This window comes from Ornithinimicrobium jinqii (assembly GCF_045032595.1).
Lineage (GTDB): Bacteria > Actinomycetota > Actinomycetes > Actinomycetales > Dermatophilaceae > Ornithinicoccus.
Genome location: NZ_JBJFZS010000003.1, coordinates 59,716 through 74,384 on the forward strand (window position 1 = coordinate 59,716; position 14,669 = coordinate 74,384).

A 14,669-nucleotide genomic window follows, 5' to 3' on the forward strand; every position below is an offset into this window, starting at 1 on the left:
GCGCGACGGGCGTTTCGGCATACCCGCAGGGCAGGCTTAGGCTGGTGCGGTGCGCGTGGACGCGCCCACACCCCCGACGAAGGAGCAACCCTGTGACCGTCGCACCGGAGGGACGCCGCCTGCTGCGGGTGGAGGCCCGCAACGCGGAGACGCCCATCGAGCGCAAGCCGTCGTGGATCCGGACCACCGCGAAGATGGGGCCGGAGTACCGCGAGCTGCAGTCGATGGTCAAGGGCGGCGGCCTGCACACGGTGTGCCAGGAGGCGGGGTGCCCCAACATCTTCGAGTGCTGGGAGGACCGCGAGGCGACCTTCCTCATCGGTGGCGACATCTGCACCCGGCGCTGCGACTTCTGCGACATCGCCACCGGCAGGCCGCGCGCCCTGGACATGGAGGAGCCCCGCAAGGTCGCGGAGTCGATCCGGCAGATGGAGCTGCGCTACGCGACCATCACCGGGGTCGCGCGCGACGACCAGCCCGACGGGGCCGCCTGGCTGTACGCCGAGGTCATCCGCAAGGTCCACGAGCTCAACCCCACGACCGGCGTGGAGATCCTGCCGCCGGACTTCGGTGCCGTCCCCGAGCTCGTCCAGCAGGTCTTCGACGCGCGCCCGGAGGTCTTCGCCCACAACCTCGAGACCGTCCCTCGCATCTTCAAGCAGATCCGTCCGGCGTTCACCTACGACAAGTCGCTGCGCGTGCTGTCGATGGCGCGCGAGGCCGAGCTGGTCACCAAGTCCAACCTCATCCTGGGGCTGGGCGAGGAGGAGCACGAGATCGAGCAGGCGCTGCACGACCTCCACGGCGCGGGCTGCGACATCCTGACGATCACGCAGTACCTCCGGCCCTCGCCGCTGCACCACCCGATCGACCGGTGGGTCAAGCCGCAGGAGTTCGTGCACTGGTCCGACCTGGCCGAGGAGATCGGGTTCAAGGGCGTCATGGCCGGTCCGCTCGTGCGCAGCTCCTACCGCGCCGGCAAGCTCTACGCCCAGGCGATGAAGCGCTGGGGCCGCCCGGTGCCGGAGCACCTCAGCCACCTCGCCGAGCAGGCCGAGGCCGCCGTCCCCGCGCGCCAGGAGGCCAGCTCGCTGCTCGCCGCCGGCCTGGGGGCCGACGAGCGCCTGGGCACGCCTGTCGCCCACGTATCCTGATCCTCATGTCGAGCAGCACGAGCGCGTCCCCGGAGCCGAAGAAGGGCCTCTTCGGCCGCCGCAAGAAGGTCAAGGACCGCAGCAAGCCGGGCTGGTTCGCCCAGATCCGGCAGGTCTTCGCGATGACACGCAAGGCCGACCCCGCCGCGGTCTGGTGGATGCTCCTCGCCGCCCTGGCGGTGCTCGTCGTGGCCGTGGTCGTCGGTGTCCTCGTCGACCAGCTGGTCTACGTCATGGTGCTCGGCATCCCGCTGGCGGTGCTGGTGGCGGTGCTCATCCTCGGCCGCCGTGCCGAACGGGCGGCGTTCGCCCAGATCGAGGGACAGCCCGGCGCCACCTCGGCCGTGCTCGGCCAGCTCCGTCGCGGCTGGTTCTACGACCAGGAGCCGGTGGCCGCCGAGGCCGGAGGCACCATGCGCGGCATGCGCGACCTGCACAACGCGGCCATGGTCTTCCGCGCCGTCGGCCGCCCCGGCGTCGTGCTGCTCGCCGAGGGCCCCAAGGGTCCGGCCCAGCGCCTCCTCACCGCCGAGCGCAAGCGCGTCGCGCGGGTGGTCGGCGAGGAGGTGCCGGTGCACACCATCACGGTCGGGAGCGGCGAGGGCCAGGTGCCGCTGCGCGGGGTCGTCAAGAAGATCAAGGGCCTGCCCAAGAAGCTGTCGAACGACGAGGCCATGGTCGTGCAGCAGCGGATGAAGGCGCTCGGCAAGAACCGCGCCCCGGTCCCCGCCGGTATGGACCCCAGCCGCGCACCCCGGATGAGCCGCCGCGCGCTGCGCGGTCGCTGACCCGCGACACCCGCGTCACTCGTCGCCGACCTGCACCAGCCCGCTCTGGAACGCCAGCACGGCGATCTGGACGCGGTCGCGCAGGTGCAGCTTGGTCAGCAGCCGTGAGACGTACGTCTTCACGGTCGCCTCGCTGAGGAACAGCCGACCGCCGATCTCGGCGTTGGACAGGCCCTGGGCCACCAGGCGCGCCACCTCGAGCTCGCGCTCGGTCAGGTCGGCCATCTGCTCGGGCGGGCCGCCGGCCGGCGGGCGCGCGGTGAACTGCGCGAGCAGCCGGGCGATGAGCGCCGGCGCCAGCATCGACTCGCCGCGTGCGACCACCCGCACGGCGTGCACGAGGTCCTCCGGCGTCACGTCCTTGAGCACGAAGCCGGAGGCACCGGCCCGGACGGCCTCGTAGACGTACTCGTCGAGGTCGAAGGTCGTCAGGACGAGGACACGAGGCACCGGGGGGATCAGCCGGGTGATCCGCCGGGTGGCCTCCACGCCGTCGAGCCGGGGCATCCGGATGTCCATCAGGACGACGTCCGGCCGCAGCGTGCCCACGACCTCCACCGCCTCGAGGCCGTCGCCCGCCTCCCCCAGCACGTCGAAGCCGGCGCGCTCGAGGATGAGCCGGAAGCCCATCCGCACCAGCTCCTGGTCGTCGACGACGACGACCGAGGTCGGCGCCGGGGGCGACGCGACGGTCCCGGTGCGCTGCGTCATACCCGCTCCAGCGGCAGCACCGCACGCACGGTGAACCCGCGCTCCCCCGCGTCGGTCTCGACCTGACCGCCGAACAGCGCCGCCCGCTCCCGCATCCCCAGCAGACCGTGCCCGGGCTCGCCGCCCCGCATCCGCGAGGGCCCCCCGTCGGTCACGCGGATCTCCAGCTCGCCCGGACCGAAGTCCATCGCGACCTGCGCGCGCGTCGCCGTGGAGTGACGGCGCACGTTGGTCAGGGCCTCCTGCACGATGCGGTATGCCGTGAGGTCCAGGCCGGCGGGCAGGCTCGGAGGCTCGCCGGTCACCTCGAGGTCGACCTCCAGCCCAGCCCCGCGGGCTGCCTCGACGAGGTCCGGGAGCGCGGCGATCCCCGGCTGCGGCGAGAGGTCGTGCGCGACCTCGGTGTCGCGGAGCATCGCCACGAGACGCCGCATCTCGGCCAGCGCCCCGGACCCGGTCGAGCGGATGGTCCCCAGCGCCCGACGCGCGAACTCGGGGTCCTCCTCCACGACCTGCTGGGCGGCCCCGGCCTGCACGACCATCACCCCGACCGAGTGGGCGACGATGTCGTGCAGCTCGCGCGCGATCCGCGCGCGCTCCTCCGAGATCGCCGCCTGAGCGCGCTCGCGCGAGCGGCTCTCCGCCTCGTGCGCACGCACCGCCTCGGCCGCCACCCGGTCGTTGGACACGCGCAGGGCGTGGCCCAGCAGGTAGGACAGGGTGATCGCGCCCCAGTGGAAGATGAGCTCGTTGGGGGTCTGCAGAAGGGGGATGAACAGGTCGGCGACGGTGACGAAGACCACCCCGCACACGCCGGAGACCCAGCGCAGCCGGCCCGGCCCGTGGCGTGCGAGCGAGAAGACGAGCACCATCACCGGCACCAGCTGGCCGAAGAAGAGCACCTGCATGTCGCCCCGTTGCGTCGTGCCCAGCAGCGGCCAGACGGCGAACGCGGCCAGCGCCACCCACGGCCGCGCGCGCCGCTGGGTCAGCAGCGCGGCGAACGTGAGCACGCCGATCGTGCTGACGACCGGCGACCCCTCGCCCATGACGGACTCCATCGGCAGCCAGATCTCCAGCAGCCCGACGGCCGCCACCACCAGCGCCAGGACGACGTCGACCGCCCACCTGGCCCTGGTCATGGTCGTCACGAGAGCCAATCTAGGGGCGCGCACCGACACATGTCGTCATCCTGCGGTCGACAGGGCACCCACCCCAGAGAGGTATGCCGTGCGCCGACGGCCCGTCCGGGGAGGGCTCGGTCCAGGCCGGGCGGACGATCCCCCGCGACCTCCGCCCTCCCTAGCGTCGGAGCAGGTCGACCGACGTGGTCGACCACCCACCGCAAGGAGACGCACCATGGCTGCACCGCCCCTCACCCCAGCCCGGCTCACGCGGCTCGGCGTCGCGACCGCCCTGGCTGCCGGCGCCGTCACGACCGTCGTCAGCATCGCCACGATGCCGGACCTCGCCGGCGACCACGCCGAGCGGCTGCGGGCGATCGGCGCAGCTCCGGCGACGGCGACGCTGTCGGCCCTGACCTGGGTCGCCGCCCAGCTCTTCGTCGGCGTCGGTGCGGTGGGTGTGGCCCACCTGCTGCGCAACCGCGTGCCCGTACTCGCCCTGGTCGCCGGTGCGCTCGTCGGGCTGCAGGCGTTCGGCCACGCCGTCTACGGCGGCGTCAACCTCGTCATGCTCTCGATGGCCCGGGACCTCGGCTCCGTCGACACCCACGCCGCCGTGCTCACCGACGTGGAGAGCGGCACGGCGCTGCCGTTCATGGCCCTCGGGCTCATCGGCACCGTCCTCGGCATGCTCGTCCTTGCCGCTGCCCTGTGGCGTGGCCGCCTCGGCCCGCGCTGGGTCGGACCGGCCATCGTCGCCTGGATCGTCGTGGAGTTCGCCGGCAGTGCCGTGTCGGAGTGGTCCACCTACCTCTCCGGGCTGCTCTACCTGGTCATCTTCGGCACCCTCGCCGTCGTCGTGCACCGATCGTCGGTCGGTCACTGGGAGACCGCGGTCGAGGCCACCGCGCCGAGCCCGGAGCGGGTCGTGGTCTGACGTGCGCGGTCAGCGTGCCGTCGGGTCCGGTCCCGGTCAGCGCGCGCGGACGACGACCGTGCGTGCTGCCCTGTCGTGCAGGCCGCGGCCGTCGGCGTCCATGATCAGCGCCGGCACGGCCAGGCAGAGCAGGGCGGCGCGGGCCGTGGAGCGCAGCAGCGGCGGGGGCGTCGGGACGTCGCCCCGGTCGAGCGAGTCCACCCGGATGCCGAGCAGCCGGTGCCCGACGGTCGCGCCGATGGTGGCCACGAGCACGGCGTGCTCGACGAAGAGGACGGCGAGCGGCACCATCGAGTCGGTCCCGCTCACCTCGCCCCACTCCATACCGAAGACGCCCACCGCGATCAGGAGGCAGAGCACCCAGTCCACGAGGAGTGCCAGGAGCCGGCGGCCGAGCGGGGCGACGGCTCCGCTCCCCTCGGGGGGCAGCCCGAGCCGTTGGCCCTGGTAGGGAGTCGACGTCACGCCGATCAGACTAACGTTGCGTAACACCGTCGAAACAACCAGGTGACGGAGCGGAAACCGCCGGCGCGTAATGTCGGCGACGACCAGTGACGGGTCCCACTAGGAGGCAGCATGTTCAGCAGTTCGGAGGAGGTCTTCGCCTTCATCAAGGCCGAGGACATCAAGTTCATCGACATCAGGTTCTGCGATCTCCCCGGGGTGATGCAGCACTTCAACGTCCCTGCAGCATCGTTCGACCAGGACGCGTTCGACACCGGGCAGATGTTCGACGGGTCCTCGATCCGCGGCTTCAAGTCGATCCACGAGTCCGACATGAAGCTCATCCCCGACCCGCAGACGGCCTACGTGGACCCGTACCGCGTGGAGAAGACGCTCATCATGAACTTCTCCATCGTCGACCCCTTCACCGACGAGCCGTACGAGCGCGACCCACGACAGATCGCCCGCAAGGCCGAGGAGTACCTGCGCTCCACCGGCATCGCCGACACCGCGTACTTCGGAGCGGAGGCCGAGTTCTACGTCTTCGACGACGTGCGCTTCTCCACCGGCCCCTCCGGCGGCTACTACCACATCGACTCCGTGGAGGCGGCCTGGAACACCGGCCGCGCGGAGGAGGGCGGCAACCGCGGCTACAAGACCCGGTACAAGGGCGGCTACTTCCCGGTGCCCCCGGTCGACCACTTCGCCGACATCCGCGACCGCATGTGCCTCGAGCTCGACTCCGTCGGCCTCGACGTCGAGCGCTCGCACCACGAGGTGGGCACCGCCGGCCAGCAGGAGATCAACTACCGCTTCAACACGCTGCTGCACTCCGGCGACGACCTGATGAAGTTCAAGTACGTCATCAAGAACAGCGCCTGGGCCGCCGGGAAGACGGCGACCTTCATGCCCAAGCCGCTCTTCGGCGACAACGGCTCCGGCATGCACACCCACCAGAGCCTGTGGAAGGACGGCGAGCCGCTCTTCTACGACGAGAACGGCTACGGCGGTCTGTCCGACATCGCGCGCTGGTACATCGGTGGCCTGCTCTCCCACGGCCCCTCGCTGCTGGCGTTCACGAACCCTTCGATGAACTCCTACCACCGTCTGGTGCCGGGATTCGAGGCGCCGATCAACCTGGTCTACTCGGCCCGCAACCGCTCGGCCTGCGTCCGCATCCCGATCACCGGCAGCAGCCCCAAGGCCAAGCGCATCGAGTACCGCGTGCCGGACCCCTCGGCCAACCCCTACCTGGCGTTCGCCGCGCAGCTGATGGCCGGCCTGGACGGCATCCGCAACCGCATCGAGCCGCCGGAGCCGGTGGACAAGGACCTCTACGAGCTGCCCCCCGAGGAGCTCGAGGGCATCGCCCAGCTGCCGACCTCGCTGCCCGAGGTGCTGGACGCGCTCGAGGACGACCACGCCTACCTCACCGAGGGCGACGTCTTCACCGAGGACCTGCTCGAGGCGTGGGTCGACTACAAGCGCACCCACGAGATCGACCCGATCCGGCTGCGCCCGCACCCCCACGAGTTCGAGATGTACTTCGACATCTGACCGACCTCGCAGGTCAGCGACCTGTCAGGACCCAGTGGTCCGCAACGAGTCCGCACGGGACGCCAGAACAGCAGCGATGGCCGACCGTGCGGACTCGTCCGCGTCCGGGAACATGTGCCCGTAGACGTTGAGCGTCGTCGTCGCGTTCTTGTGCCGCAGCCGGTGCTGGACGACCTTGACGTCCAGGCCTGCGTTGATGAGCAGGCTCGCCAAGTAGTGCCGGAGGTCGTGAAAGCGGAACTCCGGCGGCAAGCCGTCGACCTGGGACCTGGCCACCCGCATTGCCCGCTCGATCGCCCACGGGGTGCCGGGGTGACCGATCTCGTTGGTCACGATGGTCGACCCCTGGAACCGTTCGACGTTGGCGGTGAGGAGGAGGGCGAGGTCGTTGGGGATCGGGACCGGCGTGCGAGAGGTCTCGGTCTTCAGCGGCTCCCGGGGGTACTGGATTGCCGGGGACACGATCCCCCGCAAGAAGTCGACGTCACCGACCCGCAGCGCAGCAGCCTCCGCGACACGTAGACCGACGAACGCGCCAAGCAGAACCGCAGGGCGCAAGTGCTCGGGGAAGGCCTCGTAGAGGCCCCAAACCTGAACCGTCGTGGCGACGTAGGGACGTTGGCCGCCCTGCTGTGGCGCGGTCCTCCGCGAGCACGGCGACTTCCGGATGAGGTCGTCGTGCACGGCGTCCCCCATGATCTGCGCGAACCGGCGGTAGACCGCGTAGACGTACGAGGGTGCTCGGCCGTCCGCCTGGAGCTTCGACGTCCACCTCTTGACGTGCGACGGCTTGACGCTGTGCAGACGCATCCCGCCGAACTCCAGATTGATGAGCGCGATGTGAGTCCGGGCCGAGCGCACGGTAGACGACCTGTGGCCCGCATACCCCTGTAGCCAGCGGTCGCACCACTCCCTCACCGTCACGTTGGAGACGGCCGGGTCGACGTAGGAGCCCGTCTGAATGCTGGCGGTCATCTGTGCGAGGTGCCGCTGCGCTTTGACCTTCTGTTCGAACGCCTCGGACTTCTCGTCCCCATCCGGGTCGACCCAGCGGGCACGCCAGCGCCTGCCCTGGCCGTAGCGACTGGACCTGACCCGCTCACCGTCCTTGGTGACGTGCCAGCGGTCCTCGACGTAGTTCGAACCCGGTGTTCTTCTAGACTTAAGCCTTCCCTCCCGCCGCGCCGCAGGAGGGGGCCCTCCATGGGCCTCCGCCGCGCTCTGGATGCTGTCCACTCAACTGCGCTCCGCCGAACTCCGGCCGAGTGCGATCAGGTACTGCCGGGCCTGCTCGTCTCTCGCGGCCTCCGCAGCTCGGAGCTCGAGCACGGCGTGGGCGAGTGCTTGTCCCGCCGCGGAGTACTCCTGGTCCAGGTCATCGACCCTCGCCTGCGCCAACTCCACGGCCTCCTTCGCCGCAGCCAGGGCACCGTCTTCACCGGGGCCCAGGGGGGCGGGCAGGAGGCGGGTGTACTCACACCCCAGGACGCTGGCCAGGGCCCAGACCTCGTGCACCGTCGTCGGTCGTCCTCCGCTCTCTAGCTTCGCCAAGGTGGTGGAGTGCATCTCCACGTCATAGGGCCGCAGGCGCTCGACGAGCTCAGCCTGCGTGTACCCCCTGGACTTGCGCAGCTGCTTGACACGATCGCCCAGCTGCTTCTGCCTCGCCAGCGCACGATCCGACGCCTCGTCAGGGCTGTCACCCAGGTTCTCCGGGAGTCTCTCCATGCGAACACTGTACTTGCTTCGGGAGTGCGGTTTGCCATACGTTAGTGCTTCTCGCGCAAGGTATACCATCGCCGGAAGCAAGGATAGAGATGAACCACCGCACGATCCTCACACTGCAGGAGGTGAGCGAGCGCACCCGCGTCCCGCTGAACACACTCCGGTGGATGCGCCACAAGGGCACCGGTCCGCCCACCTGGAAGCTTGGCAGGCGCGTGGTCGCCTACGAGGACGACGTCGAGGGCTGGCTGGATCAGCAGCACGAGCAGACGTGCCGCGATGGCCCCCTCCCCACCCGCGAAGGTGCCTGACCCCGCGCCGAGCCTCATCACGGGCGGGTCCAGCATTCCCGTCCGGCTATGTGTCTCGGGTCTTCCCGGCCCTCGGGCCACCGCCCCACTGCAACCAGCACAACGAAGTGCCCCCGCCGGTGTTGGCTCACCGGCGAGGGCTGGCAACCCCACACCATCAGGAGCAGAAGTAACCGTGAACAGCATCGCATCCGTCGACGGCCCTGACGAGGGCGCTGACCAGTTCGAGATCTCGCAGGTCGAGGCCGCCGAGCCCGTCCCCTCGGAGGACGCCGAGGACCCCGACCAAGACCGCAGCACGGCCGAGGAGACCGTTCCTCTGACCGAGGTCGGGATCGGGGACCCGTCCGCTCACGCCGACCCCCATGACGACGACGCCGCGGACGAGAGCACGGCGCAGCCGCCCTCCCTCGGTCGGACCCTCAGGATCCCCCGGCCCCCCAGGCCCTCCACGTTGGAGCCCGACCACGAGGAGGACGAGGAGGAGTACGAGGACGAGGACCCCAGCACGACCGGGCCCGTCTCCCCCGGGAAGAAGATCAGGATCCGTCGGGACCTCCACCCCCAGCCCTCGACCCCCGAGACCGAGGACGGCGAGGAGGGGTACGAGGACGACGGAGACGGGGGGAGCGGCCAGCAAGAGGAGGAGCAAGACCTCACGCCCGAGCAGCGACGGGGTCTGGAGGTCGCCCGGCACCTCATCAAGCACGGGGTCCCGGTGTTCATCGCCCGACCCGCCATGGAGGGCGGGGTCTGGAACCCGCAGGGTGGGCACGATGGCACCGGGTACACGTTCCCCTCGGGGTGGGAGCAGACCGTCCCGGACCAAGGGGTACTTGATCGCTGGTTGCCGGGTGATGCGCTCGGCGCGGTCATGGGCCACACGGTCGACGGCGTGGACGTCGACCCCTACAACGGCGGGAGCACGTCCGCCGCTGAGCTGAAGGCCGCGGGGGGCTGGCCGCGGTCCTACGGTCAGCAGAGCACGCCCAGCGGCGGGTGGCACGACCTCATCAGGCCCCTGGGGGTGGGCTCCCCCAGGGCCGTGCTCAGCGGCGTGGACCTCAGAGGGGGACGCGCCGACGGCTCCGGTCGCGGTTTCCTGTTCATCGCACCCACGGTGAAGATCTCGAAGGTGACCGGCGAGCTCGGGAGCTACACGTGGGTGGACCTGCCGCACCTGGACGACGTCGACCCCCTGGACGTGACCGGTCGCCAGCTCGTCGCACTGACCAGGGACCGCGGTCAGACGTCGGCAGACACCAACACATCGCCCCAGGCGAGCATCAACTACGCCGAGATGTCGAGGACCGAGCAGTCCAAGGTCGCCCGCTACCTGGCCGGTGCACTGGGCGGCATTCGGGAGGAGCTGGGCCAGGCGGAGACGTGGCCCGAGGGGCACACCCAGTCCCACATCGAGCTCGCGGACGGCACCAGGGTCCAGAAGTCCCCCCGCGGATGGCAGAAGTACGTTGCTGACGTGTGCCAGCGGCTCGGCCAGCTCGCACGCGCCGAGTGGACCCCATGGACCACCTCGCAGGCCTACCGGGCCCTCACCGGGATCGTGCCGGACGTGATGGCCGACGCGGTGCCGTTGGAGGAGACCTGGACGAAGCAGCACACCCGGGGAGCCCCCGCGCCCTTCCCGGCAACCCTGCAGGTGTCTCCCACGACCCCATCGCCGAGCGGTACCAACGTCGTTCGGCTGGACGTGGTGACCGCATCGGACGTCGTCCGACGCAGGGTGAGGTACGCGTGGGATCGGTTCATCCCCGTCGGGGCGATGACCCTCATGCCCGGCGAGGAGGGCGTCGGCAAGACGACGGTCGGGATGCGGATCATCGCTGACCTCACCCGGGGCCTGCTGCCCGGCGAGTACTTCGGTACGGCCCGCGACGCCCTCATTCTCGCGCCCGAGGACGGCATCGCCGAGGTGCTGCGGCCCAGACTGGAGGAGGCCGGAGCCGACCTGTCCCGCGTCCACTTCGTCACGGTCCGGATCGGCACCACCGGAGACCCGGTACCGGTCCAGATCCCCCGCGACCTGCCCCTCGTGGCCGAACTCGTCCGCGAGCACGACGTGGGCATGGTCTGGATCGACTCGCTGATCACGACGTTGCCCGATGACATGAAGAGCATCGCCTACAAGGATGTTGCCAAGGTGCTCCGGGCTATCAACATGTGGGCCGAGGAGGAGCGGGTTGCCGTCGTCGCCCCGTGGCACCTGAACAAGGCTAGTGGCACCGACACCGCGGTGCGCATCATGGACTCGCGGGCGTTCCGCACCGGCGTCCGCGCCATGGTGCTTGTGGTGCGGGACCCGGACGCGCCGGAGGGGGGCAACCAGGGCATCGTCGTGCTCGACAAGGCGAACGCCGGGAGGCTGGACGTGCCGGGCCTGCGGTACCGCATCAGGTCCGCGCAGTACGTGGTCGACGAGCTTGACCCCTCCACCGGGGAGGTGCTCCGGGTGACCGGTGACTGCGGGGTGGTCGACTGGATCGGAGAGGTCGAGGGTGACGCCCTGCTGCTGGCACGGCAGGCGCTCTCGCCGAGGATGGGGCGGGACGACGGCGCACGTGGCTGGCTGCGGGATTTCCTGGAGCAGGAGGGTGAGACGTCCCGCAAGGACGTCATGGCCTCGGGGCGGGAGGAGGGATTCAGTGACTCGTCCGTGAAGCGTGCCGCCCGAACCCTGGGCGTGAACAGCAGGGAAGTTGCAGGTCAGACCGACGGCCTCCCCTACCGTAAGGCGATGTGGAGCCTGCCCAGTCCGGCCAGCGGCGACGAGCAGGCTCACCACACCAACAGCACTGACCCGAGTGGCCCTACTGGGGAGAACTAGGAAGACCCTTCTGATCTATCTCCTTTCCCACCTTCAGTCGGGTCAGTGAGACCAGCCCGGTCACCACCGTGACGGGTGCACCCACTGGGTCTTCCTGAGCAGAACGACATGCAACGCCCGACGAGGGGTTCTCCCGACGTCGGTCGCGGTGTGAGCTGTCCTACCGGGCCCTCCGTGCGACCTGGGGACGGGAAACCGGCCCAGACAGGCAACGTGCAGGCCTGGGGTGCCGACGCCGGTCAGCACTCCTGCTGAGCTCGGTCTGCTTCCCTCTCCCGGGCCCACTCGGCAGGACCCCCCTGGTAGCCGGAGTCCCTGGCGCGGCCCCACTGAACGAGGTCGGCCGGGTCGATGACCGGCCACGGGGGCGCGTTCTTCTCCCCCTCCGGTCCGGGCGGGAAGAACTGCAGCAGCTTGGTCGTCTCGCGAAGCACCTGCAGGGCCATGCGCGTCGCCGTGCTGTCCCCGGCCAGGGCGCGGGCGTAGTGCGGCTGGAACAGACTCTCCAGGCGCTCGTAGTGGAGCTGGAACGCCTCGTCGAACCCGGTCGGTCGGATCTGGGCCAGCACCGGCTGCACGAGCCGGTGCACGGTGCCCCTGTTCTGGTAGCCCAGGCGGTCGGCGACCTCCTGGTACGTGCACCCGGAGACCACCATCCGAGCTGCGGTCATCCGCCGCGCCACCGCGAGGGCGTGGTTGCGGTGCCGCCCCTGGACGGGGGGCAGCGGTCCCTCGTACGCCCGCTGTCCGCCCATGGATTCAGGCTAGCGACGTCGGCAACAACGGCCCTGGCGGCGAGCCTCCGACCCACAGGGGGAGACCTGCCGGGCCCCCCCGATCCCGGGACGTGGTGGTGGCGTCCTCGGTCACGGCCGGGGCTCAACACCAGAAGTGCACTCCGTGATGAAACCCGCTGCTGTGGTTGGCGACCGCGACGCTCACCGAGGATGACCCCTACTATCCAATGACCTGCCGGGCGGAAGGAGAGGGCATGCACAAGCGTCTTCGAAGGTGCACCCAGGGTGCGCTCCTGATGGGTCTGAGCGTCGCGACCACCGGGTGCGGCGGCGAGGAGCCAACGACGGCGACTGCGCCTTCCACCCCGACGGTGATGGCCACGGTGACCGCGACGGCCACGGCGACACAGACCGTGACAGCCACCCAGACCGTCACGGCGTCTGCGGTCAGCACGGCGACGGGGACAAGAGCCCCAGCGGACAGCTCACCCACGCCAACCAAGGACCCCGCCCCGACGCCTCCGTCTGTCCCGGTGGCGCAGGGGAGCTACTCGGGCACCTTCACGGTGCTCGAGGACAGTTCCCGTCACCCGGAAGCCGACGAAGCCGCCAGCATGGTCGGGGAGGTCTTCGACCGGGAGCTGGTCCTGCGCGAGAACTGCGACGACTCCGCGAAAGACTGCACGGTCTCCCACGAGTCCCTCGCCCTCTACTACCCGCAGGACGTGGAGTCCACCTGGACGCTGGAGCGGGAGCCGGACCGGTGGACCGCCACCTTCGAGGAGGCCGTGGAGGACGACTGCGTCGACGAGGACGAGAACGTCGTCGGCACCTTCGACACCGACGTCAGCTACGAGATGACGCTGACCGAGCCCGAAACGGTAGACGGCACGCTCAGCTGGACAAGGATCACCGTGAGGTACGTCGAAGATGCCGTCAGCGCCGACACCGACGAGGGCTGCTACACCTCCCGCTACGTCGCCGAGGGGGCGCTGGAGCGCACGGACCCCTGATCCGCGGACTGCCCCGGACCGAGGACCGGGCTGTGGTTCCGGGGCAAGCGCCGCTGGCACGCGATGGGCAACTAGGGCGGGAGCGGTGCCCCGAGCATCGGATGTGCGCTCCGATCGCCGGACCGCCGACCTGGCCCGGGGCCACCCGCTCTCACACCGCTCTCACGCCCGTCCCGGCAACCCGGCCCCCGACCGTCCCCGGCTCCTCGGCGAGGATCCTGCACCGCCCAGGCGTCGAGGGCGGGGAGGATCGTCGTCCCAGCCGGAAGGGTGATGACGCCGCCTGGGCGCGTGGTTACGGTGATGGAGCTGTGCCCGCGAGGAACGGTCGGGATACCGTGACCCCCCGCATCGCAGGGCCGCTGTCCGGCCCCCGGACGAGGGCCCTTCCCCGGGAGGGCCCTCGTTCATGCACACCTGAGTGGATCGTTGGCAGCATCCGCAGGTTCGTCGTGGCGCACCGACGGGTCCGAAGCGTCTCCACCCAGCCTTGAGCGTCAATCGGGACGCCCGCTCACAACCATGGAAGGGACCAACGTCCACCTCAGGACATGTGTGCGTCGCGGCGACGATCTACCCCCGGCGCGGGCCTGGACCCGCTCGTCCCGGTGGGCGCGGGACGCGGGTGACGCCTCAGGCCCGAGGAGCGGTGACCAGCGTGTAGCAGTCAGCGTGGCAGGAGCACGACGGGTGGCAGAGGTAACCCCTGGCGTCCCAGGCAAGGCCGCGCAGGAGCAATGAACACCTGCCGCAGGTCTTTCCATCACCGAGGAGCAGGTCGTCGGCGTGGAGGCGGGCGATCAGCGTCTTGTCGTCGTGCACGTCACGTCTCCAGGCTCGGTTGGGGTTCGCTTACGGTGTAGTCCCTAGTCTGCCCGTCTCGAGAGCGACCGGCGAGTCGACAAGCATCACCACAGGGCCGTGAACGCCACCTCGACTCGTCCACCCCGCGCCAGCCCCAGGTCCCCTTGCCGGTCGGGGGGTCGCACTCGCGGCGGGCAGCAACAGTGCGACCGCCCGATGAACCGCTCGGCCGCCGCCGCTGCGCCACCCGTCCTGGACGCCCACCGGCAGACGCAACCCTGCGGTGCTCGGACAAGCGGCGGCACGGTGGGACAAGTAGACCTCCGGCGTGAGGAGCGGTCCCTGCACAGCACCCGTTCGGCACACCCCGGGCAAGGTTCCGATGCGTACGGCTGGCGCTCGTCCGCCCCCTCGCCCCTCGCAGTGGGCGGTCGTTTCCCGCCGGGACGGCTGCGACAGCTTTGGCAACAGCCACCCTCACCGAGGTCGTGAACACCCGCGAAGGCGTCGTGGAGGGAG

13 protein-coding genes are annotated in these 14,669 nt (G+C 70.3%); 7 read left to right on the top strand and 6 right to left on the bottom strand.

Features of this window, described 5'->3' with window-relative positions; translation table 11 throughout:
* Positions 1-92: 92 nt before the first annotated feature.
* Entirely contained in the window at positions 93-1,154 is a 1,062-nt protein-coding gene (gene lipA, locus ACI3ET_RS01075) for a lipoyl synthase (RefSeq protein ID WP_405031060.1), read from the top strand.
* 5 nt (positions 1,155-1,159) lie between these two features.
* The gene (locus ACI3ET_RS01080) at positions 1,160-1,942 is read left to right on the top strand and encodes a DUF4191 domain-containing protein (protein ID WP_405031061.1); all 783 of its coding nucleotides are present in this window, start codon (positions 1,160-1,162) and stop codon (positions 1,940-1,942) included.
* A gap of 15 nt (positions 1,943-1,957) precedes the next feature.
* Here the strand turns inward: ACI3ET_RS01080 and ACI3ET_RS01085 are convergent, their stop codons facing one another.
* Positions 1,958-2,653: a response regulator gene (locus ACI3ET_RS01085; protein ID WP_405031063.1), complete on the bottom strand. Its 696-nt coding sequence runs from the start codon at positions 2,651-2,653 to the stop codon at positions 1,958-1,960.
* A complete protein-coding gene (locus ACI3ET_RS01090) occupies positions 2,650-3,795 on the bottom strand; it encodes a sensor histidine kinase (protein WP_405031113.1) in 1,146 nt (381 codons plus the stop codon). Before ACI3ET_RS01090 ends, ACI3ET_RS01085 begins: the two co-directional genes overlap by 4 nt.
* Positions 3,796-4,012: 217 nt before the next feature.
* On the opposite strand from ACI3ET_RS01090, the gene ACI3ET_RS01095 reads away from it, so the two are divergent.
* Positions 4,013-4,714, top strand: coding sequence for a hypothetical protein (locus tag ACI3ET_RS01095; protein ID WP_405031064.1), 702 nt, complete (start codon positions 4,013-4,015; stop codon positions 4,712-4,714).
* A gap of 36 nt (positions 4,715-4,750) precedes the next feature.
* Here the strand turns inward: ACI3ET_RS01095 and ACI3ET_RS01100 are convergent, their stop codons facing one another.
* Positions 4,751-5,179 (bottom strand): RDD family protein, encoded by a 429-nt coding sequence (locus tag ACI3ET_RS01100; RefSeq protein ID WP_405031065.1) that lies wholly within the window; start codon positions 5,177-5,179, stop codon positions 4,751-4,753.
* Positions 5,180-5,290: 111 nt separating this feature from the next.
* Between ACI3ET_RS01100 and glnA the strand changes: the two genes are divergently transcribed.
* Positions 5,291-6,715 (top strand): type I glutamate--ammonia ligase, encoded by a 1,425-nt coding sequence (gene glnA, locus ACI3ET_RS01105; RefSeq protein ID WP_405031067.1) that lies wholly within the window; start codon positions 5,291-5,293, stop codon positions 6,713-6,715.
* 24 nt (positions 6,716-6,739) lie between these two features.
* Here the strand turns inward: glnA and ACI3ET_RS01110 are convergent, their stop codons facing one another.
* The gene (locus ACI3ET_RS01110; RefSeq protein WP_405031068.1) at positions 6,740-7,951 is read right to left on the bottom strand and encodes a tyrosine-type recombinase/integrase; all 1,212 of its coding nucleotides are present in this window, start codon (positions 7,949-7,951) and stop codon (positions 6,740-6,742) included.
* The gene (locus ACI3ET_RS01115; protein ID WP_405031070.1) at positions 7,952-8,443 is read right to left on the bottom strand and encodes a helix-turn-helix domain-containing protein; all 492 of its coding nucleotides are present in this window, start codon (positions 8,441-8,443) and stop codon (positions 7,952-7,954) included. It abuts the gene before it with no gap.
* Positions 8,444-8,532: 89 nt separating this feature from the next.
* Here ACI3ET_RS01115 and ACI3ET_RS01120 point away from each other — a divergent pair, with 89 nt between their 5' ends.
* Entirely contained in the window at positions 8,533-8,751 is a 219-nt protein-coding gene (locus ACI3ET_RS01120) for a helix-turn-helix transcriptional regulator (protein ID WP_405031072.1), read from the top strand.
* Positions 8,752-8,926: 175 nt separating this feature from the next.
* Positions 8,927-11,596 (top strand): AAA family ATPase, encoded by a 2,670-nt coding sequence (locus ACI3ET_RS01125; RefSeq protein ID WP_405031073.1) that lies wholly within the window; start codon positions 8,927-8,929, stop codon positions 11,594-11,596.
* Positions 11,597-11,835: 239 nt separating this feature from the next.
* On the opposite strand, the gene ACI3ET_RS01130 is transcribed toward ACI3ET_RS01125, so the two are convergent.
* Positions 11,836-12,351, bottom strand: coding sequence for a hypothetical protein (locus ACI3ET_RS01130; RefSeq protein WP_405031074.1), 516 nt, complete (start codon positions 12,349-12,351; stop codon positions 11,836-11,838).
* Positions 12,352-12,947: 596 nt separating this feature from the next.
* Here ACI3ET_RS01130 and ACI3ET_RS01135 point away from each other — a divergent pair.
* Positions 12,948-13,346 carry a hypothetical protein gene (locus ACI3ET_RS01135; RefSeq protein ID WP_405031076.1) on the top strand — a complete coding sequence of 133 codons (399 nt, stop codon included), beginning with the start codon at positions 12,948-12,950 and terminating at the stop codon, positions 13,344-13,346.
* Positions 13,347-14,669 lie beyond the last annotated feature (1,323 nt).

Excerpts from the sequence above, each read along its gene's own strand:
- glnA (WP_405031067.1), top strand. The coding sequence starts at position 5,291 with ATGTTCAGCAGTTCGGAGGAGGTCTTCGCCTTCATCAAGGCCGAGGAC.
- ACI3ET_RS01135 (WP_405031076.1), top strand. The coding sequence starts at position 12,948 with ATGGTCGGGGAGGTCTTCGACCGGGAGCTGGTCCTGCGCGAGAACTGC.
- ACI3ET_RS01120 (WP_405031072.1), top strand. The coding sequence starts at position 8,533 with ATGAACCACCGCACGATCCTCACACTGCAGGAGGTGAGCGAGCGCACC.
- ACI3ET_RS01085 (WP_405031063.1), bottom strand. The coding sequence starts at position 2,653 with ATGACGCAGCGCACCGGGACCGTCGCGTCGCCCCCGGCGCCGACCTCG.
- ACI3ET_RS01115 (WP_405031070.1), bottom strand. The coding sequence starts at position 8,443 with ATGGAGAGACTCCCGGAGAACCTGGGTGACAGCCCTGACGAGGCGTCG.
- ACI3ET_RS01090 (WP_405031113.1), bottom strand. The coding sequence starts at position 3,795 with ATGACCAGGGCCAGGTGGGCGGTCGACGTCGTCCTGGCGCTGGTGGTG.
- ACI3ET_RS01080 (WP_405031061.1), top strand. The coding sequence starts at position 1,160 with ATGTCGAGCAGCACGAGCGCGTCCCCGGAGCCGAAGAAGGGCCTCTTC.
- ACI3ET_RS01095 (WP_405031064.1), top strand. The coding sequence starts at position 4,013 with ATGGCTGCACCGCCCCTCACCCCAGCCCGGCTCACGCGGCTCGGCGTC.
- ACI3ET_RS01130 (WP_405031074.1), bottom strand. The coding sequence starts at position 12,351 with ATGGGCGGACAGCGGGCGTACGAGGGACCGCTGCCCCCCGTCCAGGGG.